The organism is Nocardia sp. NPDC058499 (assembly GCF_042719915.1).
Classification (GTDB): domain Bacteria; phylum Actinomycetota; class Actinomycetes; order Mycobacteriales; family Mycobacteriaceae; genus Nocardia.
The window spans coordinates 312,988-334,555 of the sequence record NZ_JBHXMZ010000001.1 but is presented as its reverse complement, the minus strand read 5'-3'; the positions used below and the strand labels follow the sequence as shown (position 1 = coordinate 334,555).

Here is a 21,568-nt window from a genome sequence, read left to right as displayed (position 1 = left end):
GTCGCCTCCGCGGCTATCCGGCCACTGCCACCGGGCCGGGACCACGATCACCGAGCGTTCCCGCGCCCGGCGCACGCTGTGCCTTACCGGAAGTCGCGCTCGATCATCTGCGCGAGTCGCGCGATGTCTTCGCGGTCGTGCTCGCCCCTGACGAGTGTGGCGGGCTTCGTGCCACGGTAGGCGGCCCGGCCCGGGGCAGGGCTGTCGATCAGGTCGATGATCGGGCGCACCGCGACATCCGGACGTTTACCCGCGATGGTGCCCAGGATCGCGGCGGTGATCTTCATTCCCGGTCCCACCTCGCCGGCGAAACTGGTTCTGACCAGCCCGCTGGGTCCCCACGTCACGTAGGCGAGGCGCGGATCGCCCGCGGTGGCGAGCAGGCCCAGGAGTTCGTTGGCCCGCCGCTGCTGCGCATTGGAGCGGGCGAAGGTGAAGCCCTGGCTCATGCCGGGGTCGTCGAAGTCGATGGCATCGGCGCGGGCCCCGGGTACCGCCGTATTCACCACGATCGGCCGCCCGGCCGCGCGGAGGCGGTCGGCGAGCCCGGTGACGAACAGGTACTTGGACACGAAGAAAAGCACCCACGATGCCTCGTATCCCTCGTTCGTCAGCTGCCGCCGCTGCCGGATGAACGACGCCGCGAGTACCAGCGCGTCGATACGTTCGTGCTCCCGCCGCACCTGCTCGACCACCCGGCGGATATCGGCGATCGACGACAGGTCGGCCGCGATGAACTCGGCCGGCACCGCGTCGGAGTCCGGCATCGCTTGCGACCCCGCTGCGTCCAGCAATGTCTCGAATTTGGCCCGATCACGGCCGATGACGACGACACGGTCGCCCGCGGCCAGGTAGTGCCGGGCGAGTGCTCTCCCCATACCGTCCGTACCGCCGGTGATCACGATCGTCCGCATATCCACAACCTTTCCGGAACATCAGTTCCGGATCAGCGTACCTCGAGCGGAACAAATGTTCCGGTTAGCTATAGTGGGGTGGTGGCAGTGGATCGGAAACAACGGCGTGATGCCGTCGCGAACCGCGAGAGAATCCTCACCGCCGCACGTAACGCGCTGCGGGACAACGGAATATCAGTGGATATGCGCGCCATCGCCGCCGCGGCCGGCGTCGGTATCGGCACCCTCTACCGCCATTTCCCCACCCGTGAGAGCCTCATGCAGGCCGTCACCGCCACCGACCTCGACCAGTTCGCCGGTGTGGGGCTCCCGGACGGGATGTCCGCCCTGGCTGGCCTCCGGGTGCTCTTCACCGTGACAACCACGCAGCTCCTCGAAAGTCAGGCGATGGTCGACCTACTGGCCGCCGGGCCCCCGACGAACGCCGACCTGGAACGCTGCCTTGCGCATCTCACCGAAATCGGCCGGACGGCCGTCCACCGCGCGCGCACCGATCACAGCCTCGCCCCGGATGTGACTGCCACCGATATCGCGTATCAGCTTCTCGGACTCATCCGTATCGCCCAGCTGATCCCGGGGTCGGATACGCGAACCCTCGCCCACCATGTCGATCTCGTTCTGCGTGGGTTGGCCGCCACGTGAGCATCCGCAGTTCGCCGCACCGGCCGGCCCACGTGCCGCCGTGCTTCCGGGCGTGACCCCTCGGATGGATACTTCGGGCGTGGTCGTATTCGGTGGAGACCGTTCCCCGGCTGCTGAGACGGGGGCAAGACCGCGGAAAGGTTTTCGCAACCACAGCGGATAAGTTGACCGGTATGAGGCATGGGGTGTTCCGCCGGATACTGCTCGGCGCGGGGTGGTGTGCGCTGCTCGCCGCGCTGGCCGGTATCGCGCTCTATCTGGGCGGCTGGCAACGGCGCGAGCTCATCCTGCTCGCGTCCGGGGCGACCTACCTGATGCTCGGTGCATTGGCGGCGCTGCTGCTGTTCCTGTTCGCCCGAGGCTGGCGCAGCGCCGTCGCGGCCGGAATCGTGCTGACCGGTGTGCTGTGGACGCAGGTCCCGCTGTACGTGCCGGACAGCAACGCCGCTACCGGCACCGAACTGACGGTTTTGCAGACGAATCTGCTGTTCGGCGGTGCCGATACCGGCGCGGTCGTCACGGCCGTCCGGGAACAGCGGGCCGATGTCCTCACGGTCGACGAACTCACCCCGGATTCGGTTTCGAGACTGACGAAGTCCGGTATCGACGCACTGCTCCCGTACCACTACCTCGACCCGGGCCTCGGCGGCGGCGGAACCGGCATCTACAGCCGGTTACCGCTGTCGGATACTGTCCGCCACCAGGAGTTCGTCATGGCCAACCTGTCCGCCACGCTCACCCATCCCACCCTCGGTCCGGTCAGGATTTTCGCGTTCCATCCGCTGCCGCCGAATATCGACCACAGGGTGTGGCTGAAGGAATTAGCTGCTGCCGCCACCATTCTGGAGGCCACCGACGGCCCGGCGGTCGTCGGCGCAGATTTCAATGCCACCAGCGATCACGCCGCCTTCCGCAAGCTCGTGAGCGGCCGTTTCGCCGCCGCGGCCGAACAGGCAGGCGCGGGCAGGATGCTCACCTATCCGAATGACCGATCCTGGGGCCCGGTGATCGGTATCGATCACATCCTGGTGGCGGACGGAACCACCGACCATATAGAAACCTTCACCATTCCCGGTTCGGACCATCGGGCCGTGCTGGCCCGGCTCCGGCTGTCGGCCCGGTCTGCCGCCTGAGCGACCTCGGTAAGTGCCCCGGTAGCGGCCGCGCACAAACGGCCGCACCTGCGTGGCGATTCGCGGGATTCGTTGCCTGCGCCGGTAGAGTGCCGAGCGCGTAACAGCACGTCAGTAGGTCTTCTCGGTAGCGCTGCGATGTGATCGGGGTGGCGATGGACAGGCGGTCGATGTTGTCGATGCTGGCTGCGGGGACGGCGATGGCGCTGACCGGATGCAGTGCGGCGCAGGGTGAACCCGCGGCCGCGGATATCCCGGATGCGCCGGAGGCGGCCGGGCAGGCGCCGGTTCGCCCGGCGTTGCTTCCGGCCCCGCCCGGTGGGCCGAAAACGGCCATACCGCCCGCCACCATTACGGCGCTGCCGGGGCCGGGGAGTTGTATGGCGCTCACCGTGGACGACGGTGCGAGCGAGGAGGTCGTCGGCGCCTACGTCGAGTTCGCGAAGGACACCGGGGCGCGGTTCACCTTTTTCGTTACGGCCTATTACCCGGCGTGGACAGCGCATCGCGACGAATTGCGTCCGCTGGTGGAATCCGGGCAGATCCAGCTGGCCAACCACACCTGGGATCACGCCGATCTGACCGCGCTGTCCGAATCGGCGGTGGCCGACGAACTGTCCCGATGCAAACTGTTCCTGCGCAACACATTCGGTATCGACGGAAGCCCCTACTATCGGCCGCCGTTCGGCCGGCACAATGCGACCGTGGACCGGATCGCCGCCGACCTCGGCTATACGGTGCCGGTGATGTGGTACGGGTCGCTGTCGGATTCCGGGCTCATCACCGAGCAATATCTGGTCGAATGCGCGCGTAAATACTTCAATCCGCAGACGATCGTCATCGGGCACGCCAACTTCGCGCCCGTCACCCGCTGCTACGGGCAACTGGTGGACATCATCCGAGAACGCAATCTGTCGCTGGTGACCCTCGACGATGTACTCACCGTCGCCTGAGGGAACTCAGGGAATGCGCAGTGGTGGTACGGGCGGGAAAGTGACGGGCGGCCGGGGTGTGGTCGCGGTCTAGCCCTCGGGGTAGAAGACGAACAGTGTGCAGCCGGTCGTGGTGGCCGGTACATGCCACGATCCGGCAGGGGCATGCAGGAAAGTGCCCGCCGGATAATCGCGGGCGCCGTCGTTGAACGTGCCCGCGACCACATACACCTCTTCGGGGCCGGGCTCGTGGATATCGCGGTGCGGCCAGGTTGTGCCGGGGTCCATTTCCAGCACCTGAGCGTGGGCGCCGGACGGTCCGCGCCACAGTGGTCGCTGCCGGATTCCGGGGAACAGTTCACGTGCCGGGGCATCGGTCACGGCCGATGACGTGTAGCCGGGCTGGGTGAGGATCTCGGAGTGCATAGGGTCCACAGTGCCGCGGGAGTCGGAGCGCGGATAGTGTCCGGAGTGACACTATGGGGTACTTTTCTGCCATGCATCGTGTGGTGGCCTTGGTGCGGCCGGTGCAGTCGACGTTCGAACTCGGCTGCGCCGTGGAAGTTTTCGGTACCGTCCGGGAGGGGGTGCCGCAGTACTACGAGTTCGAGGTCTGTACGGAACTCCCCGGGCAGGTGCCGACGACGGCCGGATATGCGCTATCGGTGGACCGGGGCCTGGGCGCGCTCGACCATGCCGATACCGTGCTCATCCCCGGCTGGTCCCCGGTGGAGGCGCCGCTGACCGCACGGGTGCGGCGCGCGCTGGTGCGGGCGCACGCCCGCGGGGCACGGCTGGTGACGATCTGCTCCGGAGTGTTCGCGCTGGCCCGTACAGGGCTGCTGGACGGCCGGTCGGCCACCACGCACTGGGCCCGGGCCGCGCAGCTCGCGCACGAATTCCCGCGAATCCGAGTGGAGCCGGATGTGCTCTACGTCGACCACGGCGATCTCGCCACCAGCGCGGGGGCCGGCGCGGGGATCGACCTGTGTTTGCACCTCGTCCGGAAAGACCACGGTGCCGCGCATGCCGCTCTTCTCGCACGCCATATGGTGATGCCGCCCCATCGTGAGGGTGGCCAGGCGCAGTACGCACCGCCGCCACCGCCCGGGGATGCGCTCGACGGGCTCCTCGAATGGGCCGGTGAACGGCTCGGGTCGTCACTGTCGATCGGTGATATGGCGTCATATCTCAGTGTTTCGCAGCGAACCCTGGCCCGGCGCTTCGCCGACCGGCTGGGTACCAGCCCGGGCGCGTGGCTGCTGGCGCGGCGGGTGGTGGAGGCTCGCACACTGCTGGAGGAAACCGATCTCCCGGTGGAGGCGATAGCTGTCCGTGTCGGGCTTGCCTCGGCCGTCAACCTGCGCCGCCGCTTTCGCGCCCAGGTAGGCACCACTCCCGGCGCCTACCGGCGGGCATTCCGCATCGGCTGAGGAATCCTCGCATGCTGTGCACCCGGACGCGGGTGCCAGGTATACGGTGCCGCCGCCGTTCCGGAATCGGTCAGGCGGATTCGGCGAGTTTGTCTGCGGTCCAGATTCCGGCGAGCTCGTCGAGCGGGAGTTGCAGGGCCCGGCTCAGCGAGACCACCGTGCCGAAACTGGGGGAGGGCAGGCGGCCGGTTTCGATTTTGCGCAGAGTTTCCGGGGAGATGCCGGCGGCGCGGGCGACCTCGCCGAGGTCGCGATCGGCGCGGGCGGTCCGGATCCGGACGCCGAGGCGGCGGCCGGCTTCGATCTGGGCGGGGGTCAGGGGGAGGCGGACCATGGACCTCAGCTTAGAAGTGGTATTAAAGTACCGCAAGGGTTGGTATTGAAATACCGGTGATCGATGGAGGTTGTGATGGTGGAACTGAAAACGCCCGAGGAGATCGAGCAGATGCGGGTGACGGGGGAATTCGTGGGACAGACCCTGGCCGAACTGCGTGCGAAGGCCGCGGTCGGGGTGAATCTCCTCGAGCTGGAAAGAATTGTGCGGGACCGGATCCGGGAACGGGGCGCCCAATCCTGCTACTGGGACTATTCGCCGTCGTTCGGGCGCGGGCCGTTCCGCAATACGGTGTGCCTGTCGGTCAACGATGCCGTGCTGCACGGGTTGCCGTTCGACTACGCACTGCGCGACGGCGATGTGCTGACCATGGATCTGGCGGTGAGTATCGACGGGTGGGTGGCCGACGCCGCCACCACCGTTATCGTCGGCACACCCGACCCCGAGGATCAGCGCCTGGTGAGAGCCACCGAGGAGGCCCTCGCGGCCGCGATCGAAGCAGCGCAGCCAGGTAACCGGATCGGCGATATCTCGGCCGCGATCTCCGCCGTCGCCCGCTCCCACGGCTACCCGGTGAACACCGAATTCGGTGGTCACGGACTCGGGCGCACCATGCACGAGGACCCGCACGTCGCCAACCACGGCCGGGCGGGCCGCGGATTCCCGCTGAAACCCGGGCTGACCATCGCGATCGAACCGTGGTTCGCGAAAACCACCGACCGGATCATCACCGACCCCGACGGCTGGACCATCCGCTCGGCCGATGGGTCACGCACCGCGCATTCCGAACACACCATCGCGATCACCCCGGACGGACCCCAGGTGCTCACCACGGCGAGCTGAGCCGGCCGCGGTCCGGTCGCAGGTGCTCACCATCGCCGATTGATCCGACGCGGCGACCGTGGGCCCCGGCAGAGTCATTGGTACGCCGATGACCGCAGAAGCAGGTCGCTCAGGAACGCCGGACCGACCTCGCGGGCCGACTATCACGTCGATCGGCTCGTTCGCCCCGGGGCGCCGGTCGGCTCGAGGGGAGGTCTGCACAGCACGAGAGGAAACCGGGGCGATGCGGCGCTGTCAGCGCTCCGCTGCCCTCGGCCGGTCATTACCTACGGAGCGGCCGTGATCGAGGTCGAGCGACTCGATCCGAGGAACTCAGGTCGCCTGGCTCACCGAGGACATGTGGAAATCCGGGATACGCAGTGGTGGCATGGCCGTCCGGGTGAACCAGTCCTTCCATTCGCGGGGCAGTGTCTGCTCGGTCGCCCCGGCTTCGGTGGCCCGGCGCAGTAGATCCAGCGGGCTTTCGTTGAAGCGGAAATTGTTCACCGCCGCGGTCACCTGCCCGTCCTCCACCAGATACACCCCGTCGCGGGTGAGTCCAGTGAGTAGCAGGGTGGTGGGGTCGACTTCGCGGATATACCAGAGCGTGGTGAGCAGCAGACCGCGTTCGGTGCGGGCGATCATCTCGTCGAGGCTCGCCGAAGAACCGCCGGTGAGCAGCAGATTCTGCACCGGGACCGTGGGGGAGGTGGCGTAGTCGGCGGCGGTGGCGCGCGGATACACCAGATCGGCGATTGCGCCGTCGCGGAGCCAGTCGGCGCGCTGCGCGGCCATCCCGTTGTCGAAGACCGACACCGTTTCCGAGGACGCCTGCGTGGCGACGAACGGCAGGCATTCGAGGCCGGGCGCGGCGGGGTCGGAGGTGAGGGTCAACGGGATATCGGTGAGTTTCTCCCCGATTCGTGTACCCCCAGGGGCGGCGAACGCCGTATGGCCTTCGTGCGCGCCGCGGCCCTCCATCGACCAGTACATATAGATCAGCAGATCGGCGACCGCCGACGGTGGCAGCAGGGTTTCGTATCGGCCCGCCGGCAGCTGCACCCGCCGCGCCGACCAGTCGAGCCGCCGGGACAGTTCGCTGAGCAGGCCGGGAGTGTCCACATCACGGAAATCCGTGGTCCCGGCGCCCACCCAGGCACTGGCCAGATCCGCGCCGTCGCCGCGCTTCCCGTTGATCTCCACCGACCCCGTGGGCTGGGTGTAGCGGCGGCGGATACCGGTGGAGGTGCCGAGCCAGGTGGTGTGCACCTGATGATGCGCGAAACCGTAGAGCCGGTCGGCGCCGTCGAATCCGGTGGCCAGATCGGCGGCCAGACCGGAGAACACCTCGATACCGGTGCCGGCGCCCGGCTGCTCCCACTCCGGGGCCGAACCCTGCGCGTCGAGCAGCGGCATGGCGTCGCGGGCGGGTTCGGCGGCCGCGGCGGCGTCTTCGCTGGCCCGCACCACGGCCTCGATATCGGCGGGATCCACGCTGGTGGAGGCCACACTGCCCACCCGCGCCGACCGCGGGCCGTCGCGCAGTACCGAGATCACCGACCAGCGCCGCGCCACCGAAGTGCCGTTGGTGGTCATGGAATTACCGGCCCAGCGCAGCGACGCCTCGGCTTCGTCGGTGACGATCACCATCGCCTCGTCGGCCCGGGACAACCCGAGCGCCCGTTCGACCACCGCGTTCGCGGGTAACACCCCCGCACCCGTCAATGCCGTCATTGCCCCGCCTCCGTCCGCGTATTGAGCACATTCACACCCCGCACCAGAACCGACGGGCAGCCGTGACTGACGGCCGCCACCTGCCCCGGTTGCGCTTTACCGCAGTTGAACGCGCCACCCAGCTGCCACGTCGACGGGCCGCCGACCGCCTCCATCGAACCCCAGAAATCCGTGGTGGTGGCCTGGTAGGCCACATCGCGGAGCTGGCCGTCCAGCTCGCCGTTGCGGATCCGGAAGAACCGCTGGCCGGTGAACTGGAAGTTGTAGCGCTGCATATCGATCGACCAGCTCTTATCACCCACAATGTAGATTCCGTCGGTGACCCGCGAGATCAGTTCCTGCGTGCTGGTGTCGCGCTGCGGGTCCGGTTGCAGGGACACATTCGCCATCCGCTGGATCGGCACATGATGCGGGGAATCGGCGTAGGAACAGCCGTTGGACCGCGCCAGGCCGAGGCGGGGGGCGAACACGCGATCGAGCTGATACCCCACCAGGACGCCGTCGCGCACCAGATCCCAACGCTGGCCGGCTACCCCGTCGTCGTCGTAGCCGACGGATGCCAGACCGTGGCGCTGCACCCGGTCGGCGGTGACATGCATGACCGGTGTTCCGTACTGCAGTGTGCCGAGGAGATCGGGCGTCGCGAACGAGGTGCCGGCATAAGCGGATTCATAGCCGATGGCGCGATCGTATTCGGTGGCGTGCCCGATGGATTCGTGAATCGTGAGCCAGAGATTGGTGGGGTCGATCACCAGGTCGGTCGGGCCGGGCGTCACGGTCGGGGCCTTCACCTTCTCGGCCAGCCACTCCGGGATCCGGCTCAGCTCCGTATTCCAATCCCACACACCGTCCGCGCCGGTGACGTATTCCCAGCCGCGCCCGACCGGTGGCGCCAGCGTCCGCATGGTCTCGAACGCACCGGACGCGGTATCGACCGTGATCGCCTCCAGCTGGGGTTGCAGGCGCACCCGCTGCTGGATGATCGCCGACCCCGCGGTGTCGGCGTAGTAGGTCTGTTCCTTCACCTGCAACAGGGTCGCGGTGACGTGATCGACCCCGTCGGCGGCGGACAAACGGCCCGAATAATCCTGCAGCAGGGCTACTTTGTCAGCGGACGGGATCGCGAAGGGGTCGATTTCGTAGGCCGACACCCAGCGCGCATTGTCGTAGCGGGGTTCGTCCGCCAAGGCGACCCGCTCCCGATTCAACGCCCGCAGGCTCGTCGCGACGGTCACCGCGGACCGCGCGACCTCCGCGGCGGTCTCCGGAGTCAAGACCGCATGCGAGGCGAAACCCCAGGTGCCGTCGACGATGACCCGTACCGCGAAACCCAGTTCCACGGTATCGGTCAACGCCTCCACCCGGCCGTCCCGCAACCGGAGCGACTGTGTACACAGCCGGTGCACCCGCAGGTCCGCGTGCTCGGCACCGGCCGCGCGGGCCGCGGACAGCGCCGCATCGGCCAGACTCCGTAGCGGTAGATCCGCGAATTCGGGATCGATATCGTGCCCGGAAGTGTGCCCGCCGGGTTCGGTGGACGTCGCCATGTTCACCCCGACCAACTTACCCAACCGCGGAACATTCCCGGCGACTGCTCGATCGTCACATCATCGTGCGATACAACGCGATCAAGGCCTCCTGCGCGGCGTCCTCGGCATCGGCCGGCGACGCGCACAGACGCTGCGTGAACGCCAAAGGATTCGAACCGAAGCGAAAACGGCACCGGGATCATCGGCGCCGGTGTCCGTCCGCGGCCACTGCGGGGGCCGGCTGGCTGCAGCGCGCCGGAGCCGGTGATTGCGCTGTCACCGGCAGCGCAGCCGGGGATCTCGAGTGGCCGGTCGGGCAGGAGATGGCTACTCCGGCAATGCGACGCTCGGAGTGAGGATCGGAATCCGCCGACGGGTCAGCGGTCCCTCGGCGTGCCGGCTACCCCGTGGAGCAAGGTGTCGATCACCCGGCGAGCGAGGGTGTCCGGGTCGGCCGGTGTATCGGGTTCGCTGTCGCCGTGGACCGTTTCGGTGATGAGCGCCAGATAGACACGGCGAACCCAGTCCAGGTCCGCATCGGCCGGGACGATTCCCTCGGCTTGCGCACGACGCAGGGCGGTATCGCATTTGCCGAACACCGCGGCCCGGATATCGGCGACCTCGCCGTCCGCAGGACCCACCCGGTCCAGGGCATAGGCGGCACCGTGTTTGATCGCGATGACATTGGCGGTGGCCTGGTGCAGCGCCACCAGCGGCGGGGCGGTGTGCGGGCGGGCAGCGTCGACGGCTGCGTCCATCCGCCGCCACGCTTCGATGGCCATGGTCCGGATGAGGTCGTCGCGGCTGGCGAATCGGCGGTGCACGGTGGTTCGCGCGACCCCGGCTGCCTCGGCGATCTGCTCCAACGTCGCGTTCGGGTTCCGGCCGAGCACGCGTTCGGCGGCGTCGAGGATGGTGCGCACGGTGCGTTCGGCGTCGGCGCGCAGTGGTCGCGCGGCGGTGGGCGGATGCATGAGCTCCTCTCGGGCGTACTGCTCGATAGCTTACATGGATGGAGCAGCTCGGCGCCTAACTGCAACATTAAAGTTGCTGTTCTCGGAAAAACTGCTACCTTCCAGTTCATGAAAACGAATGAGTTCGATATCAACCGATCGACCGGAACCGCGCTCGTCACCGGCGCCTCCTCGGGGATCGGTGCCGAGTTCGCCACCGCGCTCGCTGCCCGGGGCGACGATCTCGTCCTGGTCGCGCGCTCGGCGGACCGCCTGGAATCGCTGGCCGCCGAACTGCGCGGCCGCCACGGTGTCGCGGTGGAAGTCGTGGTCCAGGACCTGGCCGAACCCGGGGCCGCCCAACAGGTCGTAACCGAACTTGCCGCGCGAGGTATCTCGATCGACGTGCTCGTCAACAACGCCGGCTTCGGCAGTGCGGGCCGGTACGAAGATATCGCCGCCGAAACAGACCATAGTCAGCTGATGGTCAATGTCGTGGCACTGGAAGGGCTTACTCACCGGCTGATCCCGGGAATGGTGGCGCGCGGACACGGTGAAGTGGTCAACATCGCGTCCACCGCGGCCTTACAACCCGCCCCGTACTTCGCGACCTATGCCGCGGGCAAAGCGTTCGTGCTCAATTTCAGTCTGGCGTTGTGGAGCGAATACCGCGATCGCGGTATCAAGGTGCTCGCGGTATGCCCCGGCCCCACCGAAACCGGATTCTTCGACGTGGTCGGCACCCGCGATGCCGCGGTAACCGGGTCGATGGGCACGGCGAGCGAGGTCGTGCAGGCCTCGTTGCGGGCGCTGGCGCGTAACAAGGGCTATATCGTTCCCGGCCGCCAGAACTTCGCGGCCGCGCATCTGATGCCGCGGCGGCCGCGCACCCTGGTAGCCCGGATCGCGAAGCGGGTGACCGGGGTGGTCGCCGATGCAGCGGGGTCCCACGGTCATCAGGAGGTTGCGGGCCGGCCGGACCCCGCCGCCGTGTGACCGGCCGGGAATGTGGGGCTCAGCCGAACTGCTGCCAGCCCAGCCGGATCACCATCGCCACCACGACCACCAGCAACACCACCCGCACGAATTCCGCACCCCGCGCCAGCGCCATCCGCGAGCCCACCACCGCCCCCGCGATATTGGCCACGGCCATGGCCGCACCCAGCGCCCACAGCACGTGGCCGGTGAACCCGAAGAAGAGCAGGGCACCGATATTCGACCCGCAGTTGATCACCTTGGCCATCGCGGCGGCCCGCACGAACTCGGTACCCAGCAGGGTTGCGAACGTGATGATGAGAAAGGTTCCCGTGCCCGGGCCGAGTAGGCCGTCGTAGGCGCCGATCAGCCCGGCGGCCAGCGCGATCACCAGTATCGCTTTGCGGCGAGACGGCGGATGGGTCGCCAAGGTGATTCCGATCGACGGCCGGGCCGTGACGAAAATCGCCACGCCCACCAGCACCACCAGCACGATCGGGATGAACAGATCGCGATCGATCAGGGAGACCGCCGCCGCGCCCGCCGCCGCGGTGACCGCCGCCAGCGCCGCGGCCGGAACCAGCAGTCGCCATTGCAGCGGAACCTTACGGGCGAAGGTGACCGCCGCGGTCGCAGTACCCGCCACCGCGGCGAGTTTATTGGTCCCCAGCGCGGTCTGCGGCGCGATCCCGGGCGCCACCAGCAGCAACGTCGGCAGCACGATCAGACCCCCACCACCCACCACCGCATCGACCCAGCCGGCTGCCGTCGCCGCGGACAGCAGCACCACCCAGTCGGTCACGTCCGTCATGCGAAAGGACTATCGGTGGCAAAAAGGATAATGACCAGCGGAGACGGTGAACGCACGACAAGCGAGGATATACAGCCGGGTCAGCGGCAATGCGCTCGGACCAGGCCCGGCCCTTCCGCGTCCCGGCTCTAGGCTGGGCTCGTGCGCCGATTCAGTTTGTGGCTTCGAGACAAACCTGTCGTCGCCGATTCCGCACTCGCGCTGCTCCTGCTGATCTTCGACCTGGTGATCGCCCGCGAGAGTGCGAATCCGGTCGCGTTCCTGGTGTTCTCGGTGCTGCTCCCCTTGCCGATCGCCTTGCGGCGGGTCTATCCGCGGGCGATGGCGGTGACCTTCATGGTGCTGTCGTTCTGCACCAGCACCATCGGGTTCATCGTCGGTGACCCCACCGTGCACGCCGCGCTGCTCGGGCACGGGATCATGCTGTACACGCTGGTGGCGTATGTGGGGCGCCGCGAAGGTTTCTGGTACGCGCTGGCACTGGTCGCCGATACCGCCTACGGGATGGCGGTGGTGACCGGGTTCAAACTCAGCGATCTGGCGTTCGTCGGAATCTATTTCGCCTTCTGCTGGGTGCTGGCCGAGTTCGCGGGCGCCCGCCGCGCCTACGACGCCGAGGTGGCGGCCCGGCACGCCGTCGCCGAATCCGAGCGGGAGCGTCGCGCACACGATGCGGTCTCGGCCGAGCGCACCCGGATCGCCCGCGAGCTGCACGATGTGGTCGCGCACGCGGTGAGCGTGATGATCGTCCAGGCCGACGGCGCCCGCTATGCGCTGCGCACCGCCCCGGACACGACCGAACAGGCCCTGGTCACCATTGCCGGCACCGGGCGCGAGGCGCTGCGTGAGCTGCGCCGCACCGTCGCGTTGCTGCGCACCGAACACGCACCCGATCAGGTGCCGCAGCACGGGACGGCGGGCCTGGCCAAAGTGGCGCAGCTCATGCGTGACGCCGGCCTGGCCGTCGAGCTGGAACTGTCCGGTGAACTGGACGATCTCGCGCCCGAGGTCGGACTGGGTGTGCACCGCATCGTGCAGGAAGCGCTGACCAACACCCTGCGGCACGCCGGTGCCCATCCGAAGGCGTGGGTCCGGGTGCACCGGCACACCGGCGATATCGAAATCGAGGTCACCGATTCCGGTGGGGTGCCGGTGCACCCGGAAGCCCGGATCCAGGGCAGCGGCCTGGGATTGGCCGGTATGCGGGAACGGATGGCGGTGCTCGGCGGCAGCCTGGAAGCCGGCCGGACGCCGGAGGGCGCCTGGCGGGTGTATGCCCGGATCCCGCTGGCCGCACCGGATACGGAATAACGGGCTGTCGCCACTACATTGGTGTCCGTGCCGATTACCGTGCTCGTCGTCGACGACCAGGAACTGATGCGTGTCGGCCTGAAGATGGTGCTCGGCGCCCACCCCGATCTGGAAGTGGTCGGCGAGGCCGAGAACGGCGCCACCGCCATCAGCCAGGCCGCCGAACTGAAACCCGATATCGTGCTGATGGATGTCCGGATGCCGGTGGTCGACGGTGTCACCGCCACCGGCCGGATCCTGGAGGCCGGGCACGGCACCCGAGTGCTGGTGATGACGACCTTCGACCTCGACGAACACGCTTTGGGCGCGCTGCGCGCCGGGGCGAGCGGGTTCCTGCTCAAGGACACCCCGCCCGAGGACCTGATCTCCGCCATCCGCAGCGTCGCGGCCGGGGACGCGGTGGTTTCACCGAAGGTCACCAAACGCCTGCTCGACCGCCTGATCGCCGAACAACCCGCCCCGTCCCGCGATCCTTCCGTGCTGGATGTCCTCACCGCGCGGGAACGGGAAGTGCTGGAAGAAATCGCCGCGGGCCGGTCGAACGCCGAGATCGCGGGCCGGTTGTTCCTGTCCGAAGCGACGGTCAAAACCCATGTCGGCCGGGTGCTGACCAAACTCGATCTACGCGACCGCGTCCAGGCGGTCGTGCTGGCCTACGAAACCGGGCTGGTCCGGCCCGGCGGTTGATCGGCCCCGGGAGCAAAACGGACATCTCGTGCGTTGTACGAGTAGTCCGACCGAAAGGTTCGCCCATGCAGTATCCATCCGGCAGGCGCGAGGGCCCTGCGTGGTCACGCTCCGCTACCGCCTCCGGGCCTGACTCGCGCCTGCCTGCCCTCGGCTTCATCGTCTATCTCGTCGTCGAGATCGCTGTTTTCGCCGCCGCCGTCTCCTGGCTCGGCGCGGTCCCGGCGATCCTGCTGCTCATCGCCAGTTCCGCCGCGGGCATGCTGCTGCTCGGTTCCCAGTGGCGGCGAGTGGGTGAACAGTTCCGTCGCGCGTCCCGTGCGGAGATCACCCCCGGTGCCGCGGTCGCCGACGGTGCGCTGGTGGCACTGGGTAGTGTTCTCATGTTCGTCCCCGGCCTGGTCAGCTCGGTGGTGGGTTTGCTCATGCTGCTCCCGCCCACCCGCGCGCTGTTCCGTCCGTTACTCGCCGCCCTGGCCGCCCGCCGGGTCGCCAAGCTCGCCGCGACCATGCCGCGGCAGTCGGTGACGGTTGTGGACGCCGATATCGTCGACGGCGTCGTCGTGGACGAGTGGTACACCGACGAGCCCCCGCGCTCGGGGATCGCGCTGGAGAAGCGCGTGGTCTCCGCCGACGGTTTCGACCCCGGCCCTCGCGGCTGACCGGTTCCGTGCCGGCCTGGCAGCGCGTTACCTGGATTTCGTGCGGCCGCGGCCGGTAGCAGGGGTGCTCCGGTGATAGTCCCGGACTCCACTTCTCGCCATCGTCGATTCGATGGCCGCCGCTGCCGGCTCAGGAATTGCCTGGTAGGCGCAGGTGCTCCATCCATCCTCCTGCGCTGCGGTGCGGGATCGCACGCCGGACCGGTCTGTGCGCGCTCAGGGGCCGGTGGGTGAGTGTTTCTCGTCGGACAGCACATACTCGCCGCGTTCCAGCCGGTCGAGGACGCCCGAGGTCCAACCCGTGAGGTTGTCGAAGACTCCGCTCCACAGTTCCAAGAGGTCGGGGAAGTGCGGGGGTTCGTGGCGGCCGGGGTAGTCGGCGATCATGGCGAGTAGGTCTCTGCGGACGGCTTCGCTGCGGGTGCGTTGTTCTTCGAGCTTGGCGACCACCTGGGCACGGGGGAGTGCGTCCATGAACGCGATGCCGGCCCCGAGTTCCTCCATATCCACACTGGTGAGCGCGGTGTCGAGGCGTTCGTAGAATTCGGTTTCGCCCTCGGGGGTCAGCTCGAACAGGGTCCGACCCGGGCCGCGGCTGCCGCCTTCGGTGCCGAGGGTGCGGAGTTTGCCTTCTTGGGTGAGCTGTTTGACGGCGTGATAGATGGAGCCGGGCTGCACGTTGGTCCAGGTGTCCGCGCGCCAGGACAGCAGTTCCCGGCGGACCGCGTAACCGTGGGTCGGCTGTTGCCGCCGTGTCACTCCGAGGACCAGTAGCCGTACCGCCGACATCGGACTCCTTCCGTCACCGGAACAGTACGGTAGTCAAATTTGACGACCAGGCAGGTCGCCACTAGATTCAGGTAGTCAAATTTGATTATTGGAGGTTCTCATGGGCGATACCGCGGTCCCCGTACTGTCCACCCACGATCTGGCTCGCACCCTGGAGTTCTGGCGCGCGCTCGGGTACACGGTCACCCACGAACAGCACAAGCCCTACGGCTATGGAGCATTGCGCGCTCACGACTGCGAGATCCACTACTACGCGGCACCGGTTACCGGTCACGAACGGCAGGCGCAGGAAACAGCCGGATGCCTGATCATGGTCGACGATGTGGCGGGCCGGCACCGCGATTTCACTGCTGCGCTACGGAAGCGGTACGGGAAGATCCCTGCGAAAGGAGCCGCGCGCATCACCCGGCTCCGGCCGGGGCAGACCCGATTCAGCGCGATCGACCCGGACGACAACTGGATCACCTATATCCAGGTGGAAACGCCCGAGGATGTCGAATACGGCGGTTCGGTCGAGCTGTCCGGTTTGGCGAAGGTCCTCGACAACGCCCGAATCCTGCGGGATTACAAGGTGGACGACGATTCCGCGGAACGAGCCCTCGAGGCCGGATTGCGCCGCCACGGGGCCGAGGCGAGCAGGATCGAGCGGGCCCAGGCCTATGCGGCGCTCGCCGAACTGGCTGTGGCGCTGGAAAACCCGGCAAAGGCCGAGGCACGCCGCGCCGACCTGGCGGCATTGTCGCTGACCGAGTCCGAGCGAGCGGAACTCGCCACCGAGCTCGACGCTGCCGACGATCTCGCCGCCTGGCTGGGCCCGGTGGACGGTGAACACACGCGCCCTTCGGAGTAGAACAGGCGGGTGCCTCACTTCTGCCACTTCGAGGTCGTCGAGACGTCGAGGCGCCGGGCCGAATTCGTCCACTACAGCCGGCTGCGGCGGTCGCAGCCGACGAAGTCGGTCGGCGGGTTCTGCCGAAATGGTCCGACGGTAAGGCCAGGCCGATCGGGTGCCCGGACCCGCCGCTTCGGCGACGAAAGGCGGCATGATCGGGGGCCGGACCGGTGCCTGGTCGAGCCTTGGTCGGCTACTCGGCGGACGAATCGGTCCGTAGGGTCAGCTCGATGCCGACCGTGCCTGTTTTCCCGCGGCGCAGGGTGCTGCCCAGCACGACCAGTGGACCCGAGAACCGGTATTTGCGGCGGATCAACTTGCGCACATGCTCGCTGCCGGACGCGTCGAGGATGCGGCCGGTGCCGTGGCGCACCTCGCCGTGCGGTTTTCCCTTGTAATCACAGGGCTGCAGCGTGACCTCGGCGTTGCGGCGCAGTCGTTTGACCTTCCACGAATCGGTGACGGTCCAGACGTAGAGCTTGCCTTCCTCGGCGACTGCCCACAGCGGAGTCGGTACCGGAGTGCCGTCCTTGCGAAATGTGGTGAGCAGAACATAGTCGGCGGTGCCGACCGCACCGAGCGTATTGGTCATGTACGCAGGGTAATCGGCGGAACAGCCGAACGCGGGGCGTAACCGGTCGCAGCGTGCGTGGGCGGGTGCGGCAGACTGGTCCACCGTGAGTACGCAGCTGCTGGTCGGAGGTCGGATCTACAGTGCGAGCGCACCCGATGCCACGGCGCTCGCGGTCACCGACGGGGTAGTGGTGTGGCTGGGCGCCGATCATGTGGGGCGGGCCCTGCACCCCGATGCCGAGGTGATCGACCTCGACGGCGCGCTGGTGACCCCGGCATTCGTCGAGCCACACCTGCACACCACCGCGTACGGACTGCAGCGGTCGGGGCTCGATCTGTCCGAAGCGAACTCGCTGGCGCAATGTCTGGAACTGGTGGCGAAGTTCGCCGCGGCCCGGCCCGACGGGGTGATCCTGGCCGACGGCTGGGATGAAACGCGCTGGCCGGAAGGCCGCCCGCCGACCGTCGCCGATATAGATGCCGCCGTGCCGCGCGGTCGCCCGGTGTATCTGGCGCGGATCGACGGTCATTCGGCGGTGGCTTCCTCGGCGCTGCTCGATAGGGTCCCGGGGCTGCGGGACGTGGCCGGGTACCGGGCCGGTGAACCGGTCCGCGCGGACGCCCACCATCTGGTGCGGGCGGCAGCCCGGGCCCTGCTCACCCGCGAGCAGCGGGATGCGGCGCGGCGGACGGCACTGGATATCGCGGCCGCACGCGGTGTGGTCGCGGTGCACGAATGCGCCGGCCCCGATATAGAAGGAGAAACCGATCTGCGCGAACTGCTCGCCTTCGAGCACGGCGTGCAGGTGCGGGCGTATTGGGGGCAGGCGGTGCGCACCGCCGGCGAGGCGCGGGACCTGCTGCACGATCTCGGCGCCCACGGTCTGGCCGGGGACCTGTTCGTCGACGGTTCGCTGGGCTCGCATACCGCGTGGTTACGCGACCCCTACTCGGACGCACCCGGGACCGGCGTCTCCTACCTCGATGCCGCGCAGATCGCCGACCATGTGCGCGCCTGCACCGAAGCCGGTGTGCAGGCCGGGTTCCATGCGATCGGCGATGCCGCCATGGACGCGGTCGTCGCCGGGATCGGGCAGGTCGTCGCGGACCTCGGTGGTCCCGCTGTCGCGGCCCGCGGGCATCGCATCGAACACGCCGAACTGCTCGACAGTGCGCAGATCGAAGCCCTTTCCCGCTGGGGCGTCATCGCCAGCGTGCAACCCGTGTTCGATCGCGAATGGGGTGGGACCGACAGTATGTATGCTGAACGCCTGGGGGTCACCCGGGCGGCGGCGCTGAACCCGTTCGCCGCCATGGCCGCGGCCGGGGTGTCGCTGGCCATCGGCTCCGATGCGCCGGTCACGGCATTGGACCCGTGGGCCGCCATCCGGGCTGCCGTGCATCACCGCACCCACGGGCACGGCCTCTCGCCCCGCGCCGCCTTCGCCGCGGCCACACGAGGTGCGTGGCGCGCCGGGGGAGTTCGTGACGGTGTGGCCGGCACGCTGGTGCCCGGTGCGCCCGCCTCGTACGCGGTCTGGGAGGCCGATGAGCTCGTGGTCTCCGCACCCGCGGATTCCGTGCAGCGCTGGTCCACCGATCCACGCTCCCGGGTCCCCGGACTGCCGCCGCTCACCCCCGACGCCGACCTGCCCCGCTGCTTGCGGACCGTGCACGAGGGCACGACGATTTACCCGGGGTGACCGCGATGCACAGGGCTGTGTTCCGCTGACGTCGTCGTCATAGCGCCGAAGCCGATCGCCGGAACCGCGAGATCGGCCGGTTTCCGGGGCCGGCGCCGAGTGTGCGAGTGATCGCGGCGTCGTCCGCCGATCGGGACGCACCCACCTCAGCGCTGAGCCGATCGGCCTTCCGCCGGCCGATCGGTCGTCTCGGTGACGAGTCTCCGGGGCCGGGGAAGGCGGTGGCGCCGTGGCAATCAGCGGTACGGCCATCCGGGTGCGGCGCGAACGGTGCGAGGCGGCAAGTCGCTGCGCTGTGTTCGACGGCCCGAGCAGCGCGGTTGCGAGGTAGAGACCTTACACATTTGCCTGCTCACCCAGGCCGACCGACGAGTTGGCGCCGGTTGCACGCGCCGCCGGTCGAACTGCGTATCTCGGCCGCAGTCCGGTGCGCGCCCGGCACGCTCGTTCGACGAAAGCAGCCCCGCACCGGCAGCGTCATCCGGGAACAACGGATCCTCCGCACACTGCCGGTCGCGCTGGTCGGTGCGGCGCTCGGTGGACATACCGACCGGTGCGCCGCATGGTCCCCATCACCGCACGCTGCCGATAGCCGGCGCACACCGGCAGCCACAACCAGGCCGGGGCACGCCGCGAGTCGCGGGGCGGCGCAGCGCAGCGAGCGCGAACCCGACGAGGGCAGCCATTTCGGCGTCCACGGCGGCCGGGATGTGCCCCGCGGCGCTGATGGCGGTGATCGAGGAGGTCACGGCCGAGTACGGGACCCGGGAACCAGGGCGGCCTCTGCCCAACTACCGCGCGGTCCATCCGGCGCAACGAGGGCCGCGATGATCTCGGGCGGAGCACTCGGCGGCGCCGACACGCGCCGGTGCCGTCCCAGTGGATCGCCAGGTGGTGGGGCGGGAACGACACCGGATCGAGGGAACGACAGGATGTAGGTGTGGAACAGGGTGTCAGGACAGCGAACCGGTGGTCCGAGCGGCTGGGCCGGTACTCCGACCGGCTCGGCCGCTATCCGGCGGTGATGCGCTCGCTCGCCGCGGTGGTGTCGGGTCTGCTGCTGTTCGGCAGCTTCCCGCCGCGGCCGTGGTGGTTCCTGGCACCTGTGGGGATCGCGGTGCTGACGCTGGTGCTGCGGAGCGGGACCGGGTTGCGGTCCGGTTTCGGGTACGGCTTCCTCGCCGGGCTCGGGTTCTTCCTCCCGTTGCTGCCGTGGACCGGCATCTACGTGGGTCCGGTGCCGTGGATCGCGCTGTCGACCGCGTGCGCGGTGTATGTGGGGTTGTTCGGGGTGCTGACCCGGCTGCTGGGCCGGTTGCCCGGATGGCCGGTGTGGGTCGCGCTGGCCTGGACCGCGACGGAATGGGGTAGGTCGAGTTTCCCGTTCGGCGGGTTCCCGTGGGGTCGCCTCGCATTCGGTCAGGCCGACGGATGGTTTCTGCCGCTGGCGATGCTCGGTGGGGCGCCGCTGGTGAGTTTCGCCGTCGCGCTGAGCGGCACGTGCGCTGCGGCAGTCCTATGGGCGGTCCGTCGCGAACTCCTCGGTGACCATGAGCCGAATGGAACATCCGAAGCGGTGGCGCGCGGGCGCCGGGCGGCCCCGATCGCCGCCGCACTGGCCTGCCTGCTGCTCCCCGTGGCCGGTCTCGGCCTGCGCGCCGCGTTGCCGGCGCCGATGGCGGGGGACAGCACCCTGACGGTGGCGGCGATCCAGGGCAGCGTGCCGCGCCTGGGCCTGGATTTCAACGCCCAGCGCCGGGCGGTCCTCGACAACCATGTCCGGCGGACCGAACAGCTCGCCGATGAGGTGGCGGCCGGTCGGTTTCCGGCCCCGGATGTGGTCGTGTGGCCCGAAAACTCCTCGGATATCGACCCGTTGCGCAATCCCGACGCGGCCGCGCTGATCTCCGAAGCCGCGCGCCGCATCTCGGCGCCGATTCTGGTGGGCGCGGTACTGGTGAACGGCGATCGCACCACGACGAATTCGGTAATGGTCTGGACCGCAGAAGGTGGGCCGGGGGAGCGGCACGACAAAAAAATAGTACAGCCTTTCGGCGAATACCTGCCGATGCGCGGATTCTTCCGGCTCTTTTCCGACTATGCGGACCGGGCCGGTTACTTCGTGCCGGGTCACGGTGACGGAACAATTCGGGCTTCAGGTACGGAAATCGGGATAGCAACCTGTTACGAGGTTGCTTTCGACCGGGCTTTCCGGGATTCGCTGCAGTCCGGCGCGCAATTGCTGGCGGTGCCGACGAATAATGCGACTTTCGGTGACAGTGAAATGACCTACCAGCAACTTGCGATGTCCAGGGTGCGGGCGGTGGAGCACGGGCGGTCCCTGGTCGTCGCCGCGACCTCGGGCGTCAGCGCGATCATCGCCGCCGACGGAAGCGTCCGGCAGGAAAGCGCGTTGTTCGTGCCGGAAGCGCTGGTCGCGGAGGTTCCGCTGCGTACCTCGACCACTCCGGCGACAGCTCTCGGGCCGTGGCCGGAACTGGCTGTCGTACTGGTGACAGTGGCGGGTGCGGTGGTCGCGCTGGTCCGGCGGCGGGCGGATCGGCGAGGTGTGAACGGGCTGGAAACCGCCGTTCGCACCTGATCGCCGGACCTGTTCGCCGCCCACGACGGCAGGTTTGCCGGATCTTCGCCGACCGTCGATGCAGTAACCGCAAGTGACCGGTTTATTTTTTGTCGGCAGAGGGTAAACAGACCCGCTCGCAGTGCGTAGTATCTAGG

22 protein-coding genes are annotated in these 21,568 nt (G+C 68.3%); 12 read left to right on the top strand and 10 right to left on the bottom strand.

Annotated features, from left to right (window positions below; genetic code table 11):
- Positions 1–83: 83 nt before the first annotated feature.
- On the bottom strand, positions 84–914 hold the full coding sequence (locus ACFWPH_RS01480; protein ID WP_378747474.1) for an SDR family NAD(P)-dependent oxidoreductase: 831 nt from the start codon (positions 912–914) through the stop codon (positions 84–86).
- An 81-nt stretch (positions 915–995) separates the two neighbouring features.
- On the opposite strand from ACFWPH_RS01480, the gene ACFWPH_RS01475 reads away from it, so the two are divergent.
- The 3 genes from ACFWPH_RS01475 to ACFWPH_RS01465 all read left to right on the top strand — a co-directional run bounded on the left by ACFWPH_RS01475 (position 996) and on the right by ACFWPH_RS01465 (position 3,642).
- Positions 996–1,556: a TetR/AcrR family transcriptional regulator gene (locus ACFWPH_RS01475; RefSeq protein WP_378747473.1), complete on the top strand. Its 561-nt coding sequence runs from the start codon at positions 996–998 to the stop codon at positions 1,554–1,556.
- Positions 1,557–1,729: 173 nt separating this feature from the next.
- Positions 1,730–2,689: an endonuclease/exonuclease/phosphatase family protein gene (locus ACFWPH_RS01470; RefSeq protein ID WP_378747472.1), complete on the top strand. Its 960-nt coding sequence runs from the start codon at positions 1,730–1,732 to the stop codon at positions 2,687–2,689.
- Between the two features lie 155 nt (positions 2,690–2,844).
- Positions 2,845–3,642, top strand: a complete 798-nt coding sequence (locus tag ACFWPH_RS01465) for a polysaccharide deacetylase family protein (RefSeq protein WP_378747470.1) — start codon at positions 2,845–2,847, stop codon at positions 3,640–3,642.
- A 69-nt stretch (positions 3,643–3,711) separates the two neighbouring features.
- On the opposite strand, the gene ACFWPH_RS01460 is transcribed toward ACFWPH_RS01465, so the two are convergent.
- Complete coding sequence (locus tag ACFWPH_RS01460) at positions 3,712–4,047, bottom strand: cupin domain-containing protein (RefSeq protein ID WP_378747469.1); 336 nt, start codon at positions 4,045–4,047, stop codon at positions 3,712–3,714.
- Positions 4,048–4,118: 71 nt separating this feature from the next.
- Here ACFWPH_RS01460 and ACFWPH_RS01455 point away from each other — a divergent pair, with 71 nt between their 5' ends.
- Complete coding sequence (locus ACFWPH_RS01455) at positions 4,119–5,054, top strand: helix-turn-helix domain-containing protein (protein ID WP_378747467.1); 936 nt, start codon at positions 4,119–4,121, stop codon at positions 5,052–5,054.
- 70 nt (positions 5,055–5,124) lie between these two features.
- On the opposite strand, the gene ACFWPH_RS01450 is transcribed toward ACFWPH_RS01455, so the two are convergent.
- On the bottom strand, positions 5,125–5,388 hold the full coding sequence (locus ACFWPH_RS01450) for a helix-turn-helix transcriptional regulator (RefSeq protein ID WP_378747466.1): 264 nt from the start codon (positions 5,386–5,388) through the stop codon (positions 5,125–5,127).
- Between the two features lie 75 nt (positions 5,389–5,463).
- Between ACFWPH_RS01450 and map the strand changes: the two genes are divergently transcribed.
- Positions 5,464–6,231 (top strand): type I methionyl aminopeptidase, encoded by a 768-nt coding sequence (map, locus tag ACFWPH_RS01445; RefSeq protein ID WP_378747465.1) that lies wholly within the window; start codon positions 5,464–5,466, stop codon positions 6,229–6,231.
- A gap of 312 nt (positions 6,232–6,543) precedes the next feature.
- Here map and ACFWPH_RS01440 read toward each other — a convergent pair whose 3' ends face one another.
- From ACFWPH_RS01440 to ACFWPH_RS01425, 4 genes are all read right to left on the bottom strand, one after another.
- Positions 6,544–7,944 carry a metallopeptidase TldD-related protein gene (locus tag ACFWPH_RS01440; protein WP_378747464.1) on the bottom strand — a complete coding sequence of 467 codons (1,401 nt, stop codon included), beginning with the start codon at positions 7,942–7,944 and terminating at the stop codon, positions 6,544–6,546.
- Positions 7,941–9,491, bottom strand: coding sequence for a TldD/PmbA family protein (locus ACFWPH_RS01435; RefSeq protein WP_378748207.1), 1,551 nt, complete (start codon positions 9,489–9,491; stop codon positions 7,941–7,943). Before ACFWPH_RS01435 ends, ACFWPH_RS01440 begins: the two co-directional genes overlap by 4 nt.
- 55 nt (positions 9,492–9,546) lie before the next feature.
- Positions 9,547–9,639: a sigma factor gene (locus tag ACFWPH_RS01430; protein WP_378747463.1), complete on the bottom strand. Its 93-nt coding sequence runs from the start codon at positions 9,637–9,639 to the stop codon at positions 9,547–9,549.
- 211 nt (positions 9,640–9,850) lie between these two features.
- On the bottom strand, positions 9,851–10,447 hold the full coding sequence (locus ACFWPH_RS01425; RefSeq protein WP_378747462.1) for a TetR/AcrR family transcriptional regulator: 597 nt from the start codon (positions 10,445–10,447) through the stop codon (positions 9,851–9,853).
- A 108-nt stretch (positions 10,448–10,555) separates the two neighbouring features.
- Between ACFWPH_RS01425 and ACFWPH_RS01420 the strand changes: the two genes are divergently transcribed.
- On the top strand, positions 10,556–11,422 hold the full coding sequence (locus ACFWPH_RS01420) for an SDR family NAD(P)-dependent oxidoreductase (protein ID WP_378747461.1): 867 nt from the start codon (positions 10,556–10,558) through the stop codon (positions 11,420–11,422).
- Between the two features lie 19 nt (positions 11,423–11,441).
- Here the strand turns inward: ACFWPH_RS01420 and ACFWPH_RS01415 are convergent, their stop codons facing one another.
- Positions 11,442–12,212 (bottom strand): TSUP family transporter, encoded by a 771-nt coding sequence (locus ACFWPH_RS01415; RefSeq protein ID WP_378747460.1) that lies wholly within the window; start codon positions 12,210–12,212, stop codon positions 11,442–11,444.
- A gap of 141 nt (positions 12,213–12,353) precedes the next feature.
- Here ACFWPH_RS01415 and ACFWPH_RS01410 point away from each other — a divergent pair, with 141 nt between their 5' ends.
- The 3 genes from ACFWPH_RS01410 (at position 12,354) to ACFWPH_RS01400 (ending at position 14,872) form a co-directional block, all read left to right on the top strand.
- Positions 12,354–13,523: a sensor histidine kinase gene (locus ACFWPH_RS01410; RefSeq protein ID WP_378747459.1), complete on the top strand. Its 1,170-nt coding sequence runs from the start codon at positions 12,354–12,356 to the stop codon at positions 13,521–13,523.
- A gap of 27 nt (positions 13,524–13,550) precedes the next feature.
- A complete protein-coding gene (locus ACFWPH_RS01405) occupies positions 13,551–14,210 on the top strand; it encodes a response regulator (RefSeq protein ID WP_378747457.1) in 660 nt (219 codons plus the stop codon).
- A gap of 140 nt (positions 14,211–14,350) precedes the next feature.
- A complete protein-coding gene (locus ACFWPH_RS01400) occupies positions 14,351–14,872 on the top strand; it encodes an FxsA family protein (RefSeq protein ID WP_378748206.1) in 522 nt (173 codons plus the stop codon).
- A 216-nt stretch (positions 14,873–15,088) separates the two neighbouring features.
- Here the strand turns inward: ACFWPH_RS01400 and ACFWPH_RS01395 are convergent, their stop codons facing one another.
- Positions 15,089–15,661 (bottom strand): PadR family transcriptional regulator, encoded by a 573-nt coding sequence (locus ACFWPH_RS01395; protein ID WP_378747456.1) that lies wholly within the window; start codon positions 15,659–15,661, stop codon positions 15,089–15,091.
- 100 nt (positions 15,662–15,761) lie between these two features.
- Between ACFWPH_RS01395 and ACFWPH_RS01390 the strand changes: the two genes are divergently transcribed.
- Positions 15,762–16,511, top strand: coding sequence for a glyoxalase (locus ACFWPH_RS01390; protein WP_378747455.1), 750 nt, complete (start codon positions 15,762–15,764; stop codon positions 16,509–16,511).
- Positions 16,512–16,746: 235 nt separating this feature from the next.
- On the opposite strand, the gene ACFWPH_RS01385 is transcribed toward ACFWPH_RS01390, so the two are convergent.
- Positions 16,747–17,145 carry a PPOX class F420-dependent oxidoreductase gene (locus tag ACFWPH_RS01385; RefSeq protein ID WP_378747454.1) on the bottom strand — a complete coding sequence of 133 codons (399 nt, stop codon included), beginning with the start codon at positions 17,143–17,145 and terminating at the stop codon, positions 16,747–16,749.
- Positions 17,146–17,230: 85 nt separating this feature from the next.
- Here ACFWPH_RS01385 and ACFWPH_RS01380 point away from each other — a divergent pair, with 85 nt between their 5' ends.
- Both ACFWPH_RS01380 and lnt read left to right on the top strand, forming a co-directional pair.
- On the top strand, positions 17,231–18,829 hold the full coding sequence (locus ACFWPH_RS01380; protein WP_378747453.1) for an amidohydrolase: 1,599 nt from the start codon (positions 17,231–17,233) through the stop codon (positions 18,827–18,829).
- Positions 18,830–19,853: 1,024 nt separating this feature from the next.
- Entirely contained in the window at positions 19,854–21,431 is a 1,578-nt protein-coding gene (gene lnt / locus ACFWPH_RS01375) for an apolipoprotein N-acyltransferase (protein WP_378748205.1), read from the top strand.
- Positions 21,432–21,568: the final 137 nt, after the last annotated feature.

Bases quoted from the DNA above. Each gene is read 5' to 3' on its own strand.
- ACFWPH_RS01480 (WP_378747474.1), bottom strand. From the start codon at position 914: ATGCGGACGATCGTGATCACCGGCGGTACGGACGGTATGGGGAGAGCA.
- ACFWPH_RS01470 (WP_378747472.1), top strand. From the start codon at position 1,730: ATGAGGCATGGGGTGTTCCGCCGGATACTGCTCGGCGCGGGGTGGTGT.
- ACFWPH_RS01465 (WP_378747470.1), top strand. From the start codon at position 2,845: ATGGACAGGCGGTCGATGTTGTCGATGCTGGCTGCGGGGACGGCGATG.
- ACFWPH_RS01460 (WP_378747469.1), bottom strand. From the start codon at position 4,047: ATGCACTCCGAGATCCTCACCCAGCCCGGCTACACGTCATCGGCCGTG.
- ACFWPH_RS01455 (WP_378747467.1), top strand. From the start codon at position 4,119: ATGCATCGTGTGGTGGCCTTGGTGCGGCCGGTGCAGTCGACGTTCGAA.
- ACFWPH_RS01450 (WP_378747466.1), bottom strand. From the start codon at position 5,388: ATGGTCCGCCTCCCCCTGACCCCCGCCCAGATCGAAGCCGGCCGCCGC.
- map (WP_378747465.1), top strand. From the start codon at position 5,464: ATGGTGGAACTGAAAACGCCCGAGGAGATCGAGCAGATGCGGGTGACG.
- ACFWPH_RS01440 (WP_378747464.1), bottom strand. From the start codon at position 7,944: ATGACGGCATTGACGGGTGCGGGGGTGTTACCCGCGAACGCGGTGGTC.
- ACFWPH_RS01435 (WP_378748207.1), bottom strand. From the start codon at position 9,491: ATGGCGACGTCCACCGAACCCGGCGGGCACACTTCCGGGCACGATATC.
- ACFWPH_RS01425 (WP_378747462.1), bottom strand. From the start codon at position 10,447: ATGCATCCGCCCACCGCCGCGCGACCACTGCGCGCCGACGCCGAACGC.
- ACFWPH_RS01420 (WP_378747461.1), top strand. From the start codon at position 10,556: ATGAAAACGAATGAGTTCGATATCAACCGATCGACCGGAACCGCGCTC.
- ACFWPH_RS01415 (WP_378747460.1), bottom strand. From the start codon at position 12,212: ATGACGGACGTGACCGACTGGGTGGTGCTGCTGTCCGCGGCGACGGCA.
- ACFWPH_RS01395 (WP_378747456.1), bottom strand. From the start codon at position 15,661: ATGTCGGCGGTACGGCTACTGGTCCTCGGAGTGACACGGCGGCAACAG.
- ACFWPH_RS01390 (WP_378747455.1), top strand. From the start codon at position 15,762: ATGGGCGATACCGCGGTCCCCGTACTGTCCACCCACGATCTGGCTCGC.
- ACFWPH_RS01385 (WP_378747454.1), bottom strand. From the start codon at position 17,145: ATGACCAATACGCTCGGTGCGGTCGGCACCGCCGACTATGTTCTGCTC.
- lnt (WP_378748205.1), top strand. From the start codon at position 19,854: ATGCGCTCGCTCGCCGCGGTGGTGTCGGGTCTGCTGCTGTTCGGCAGC.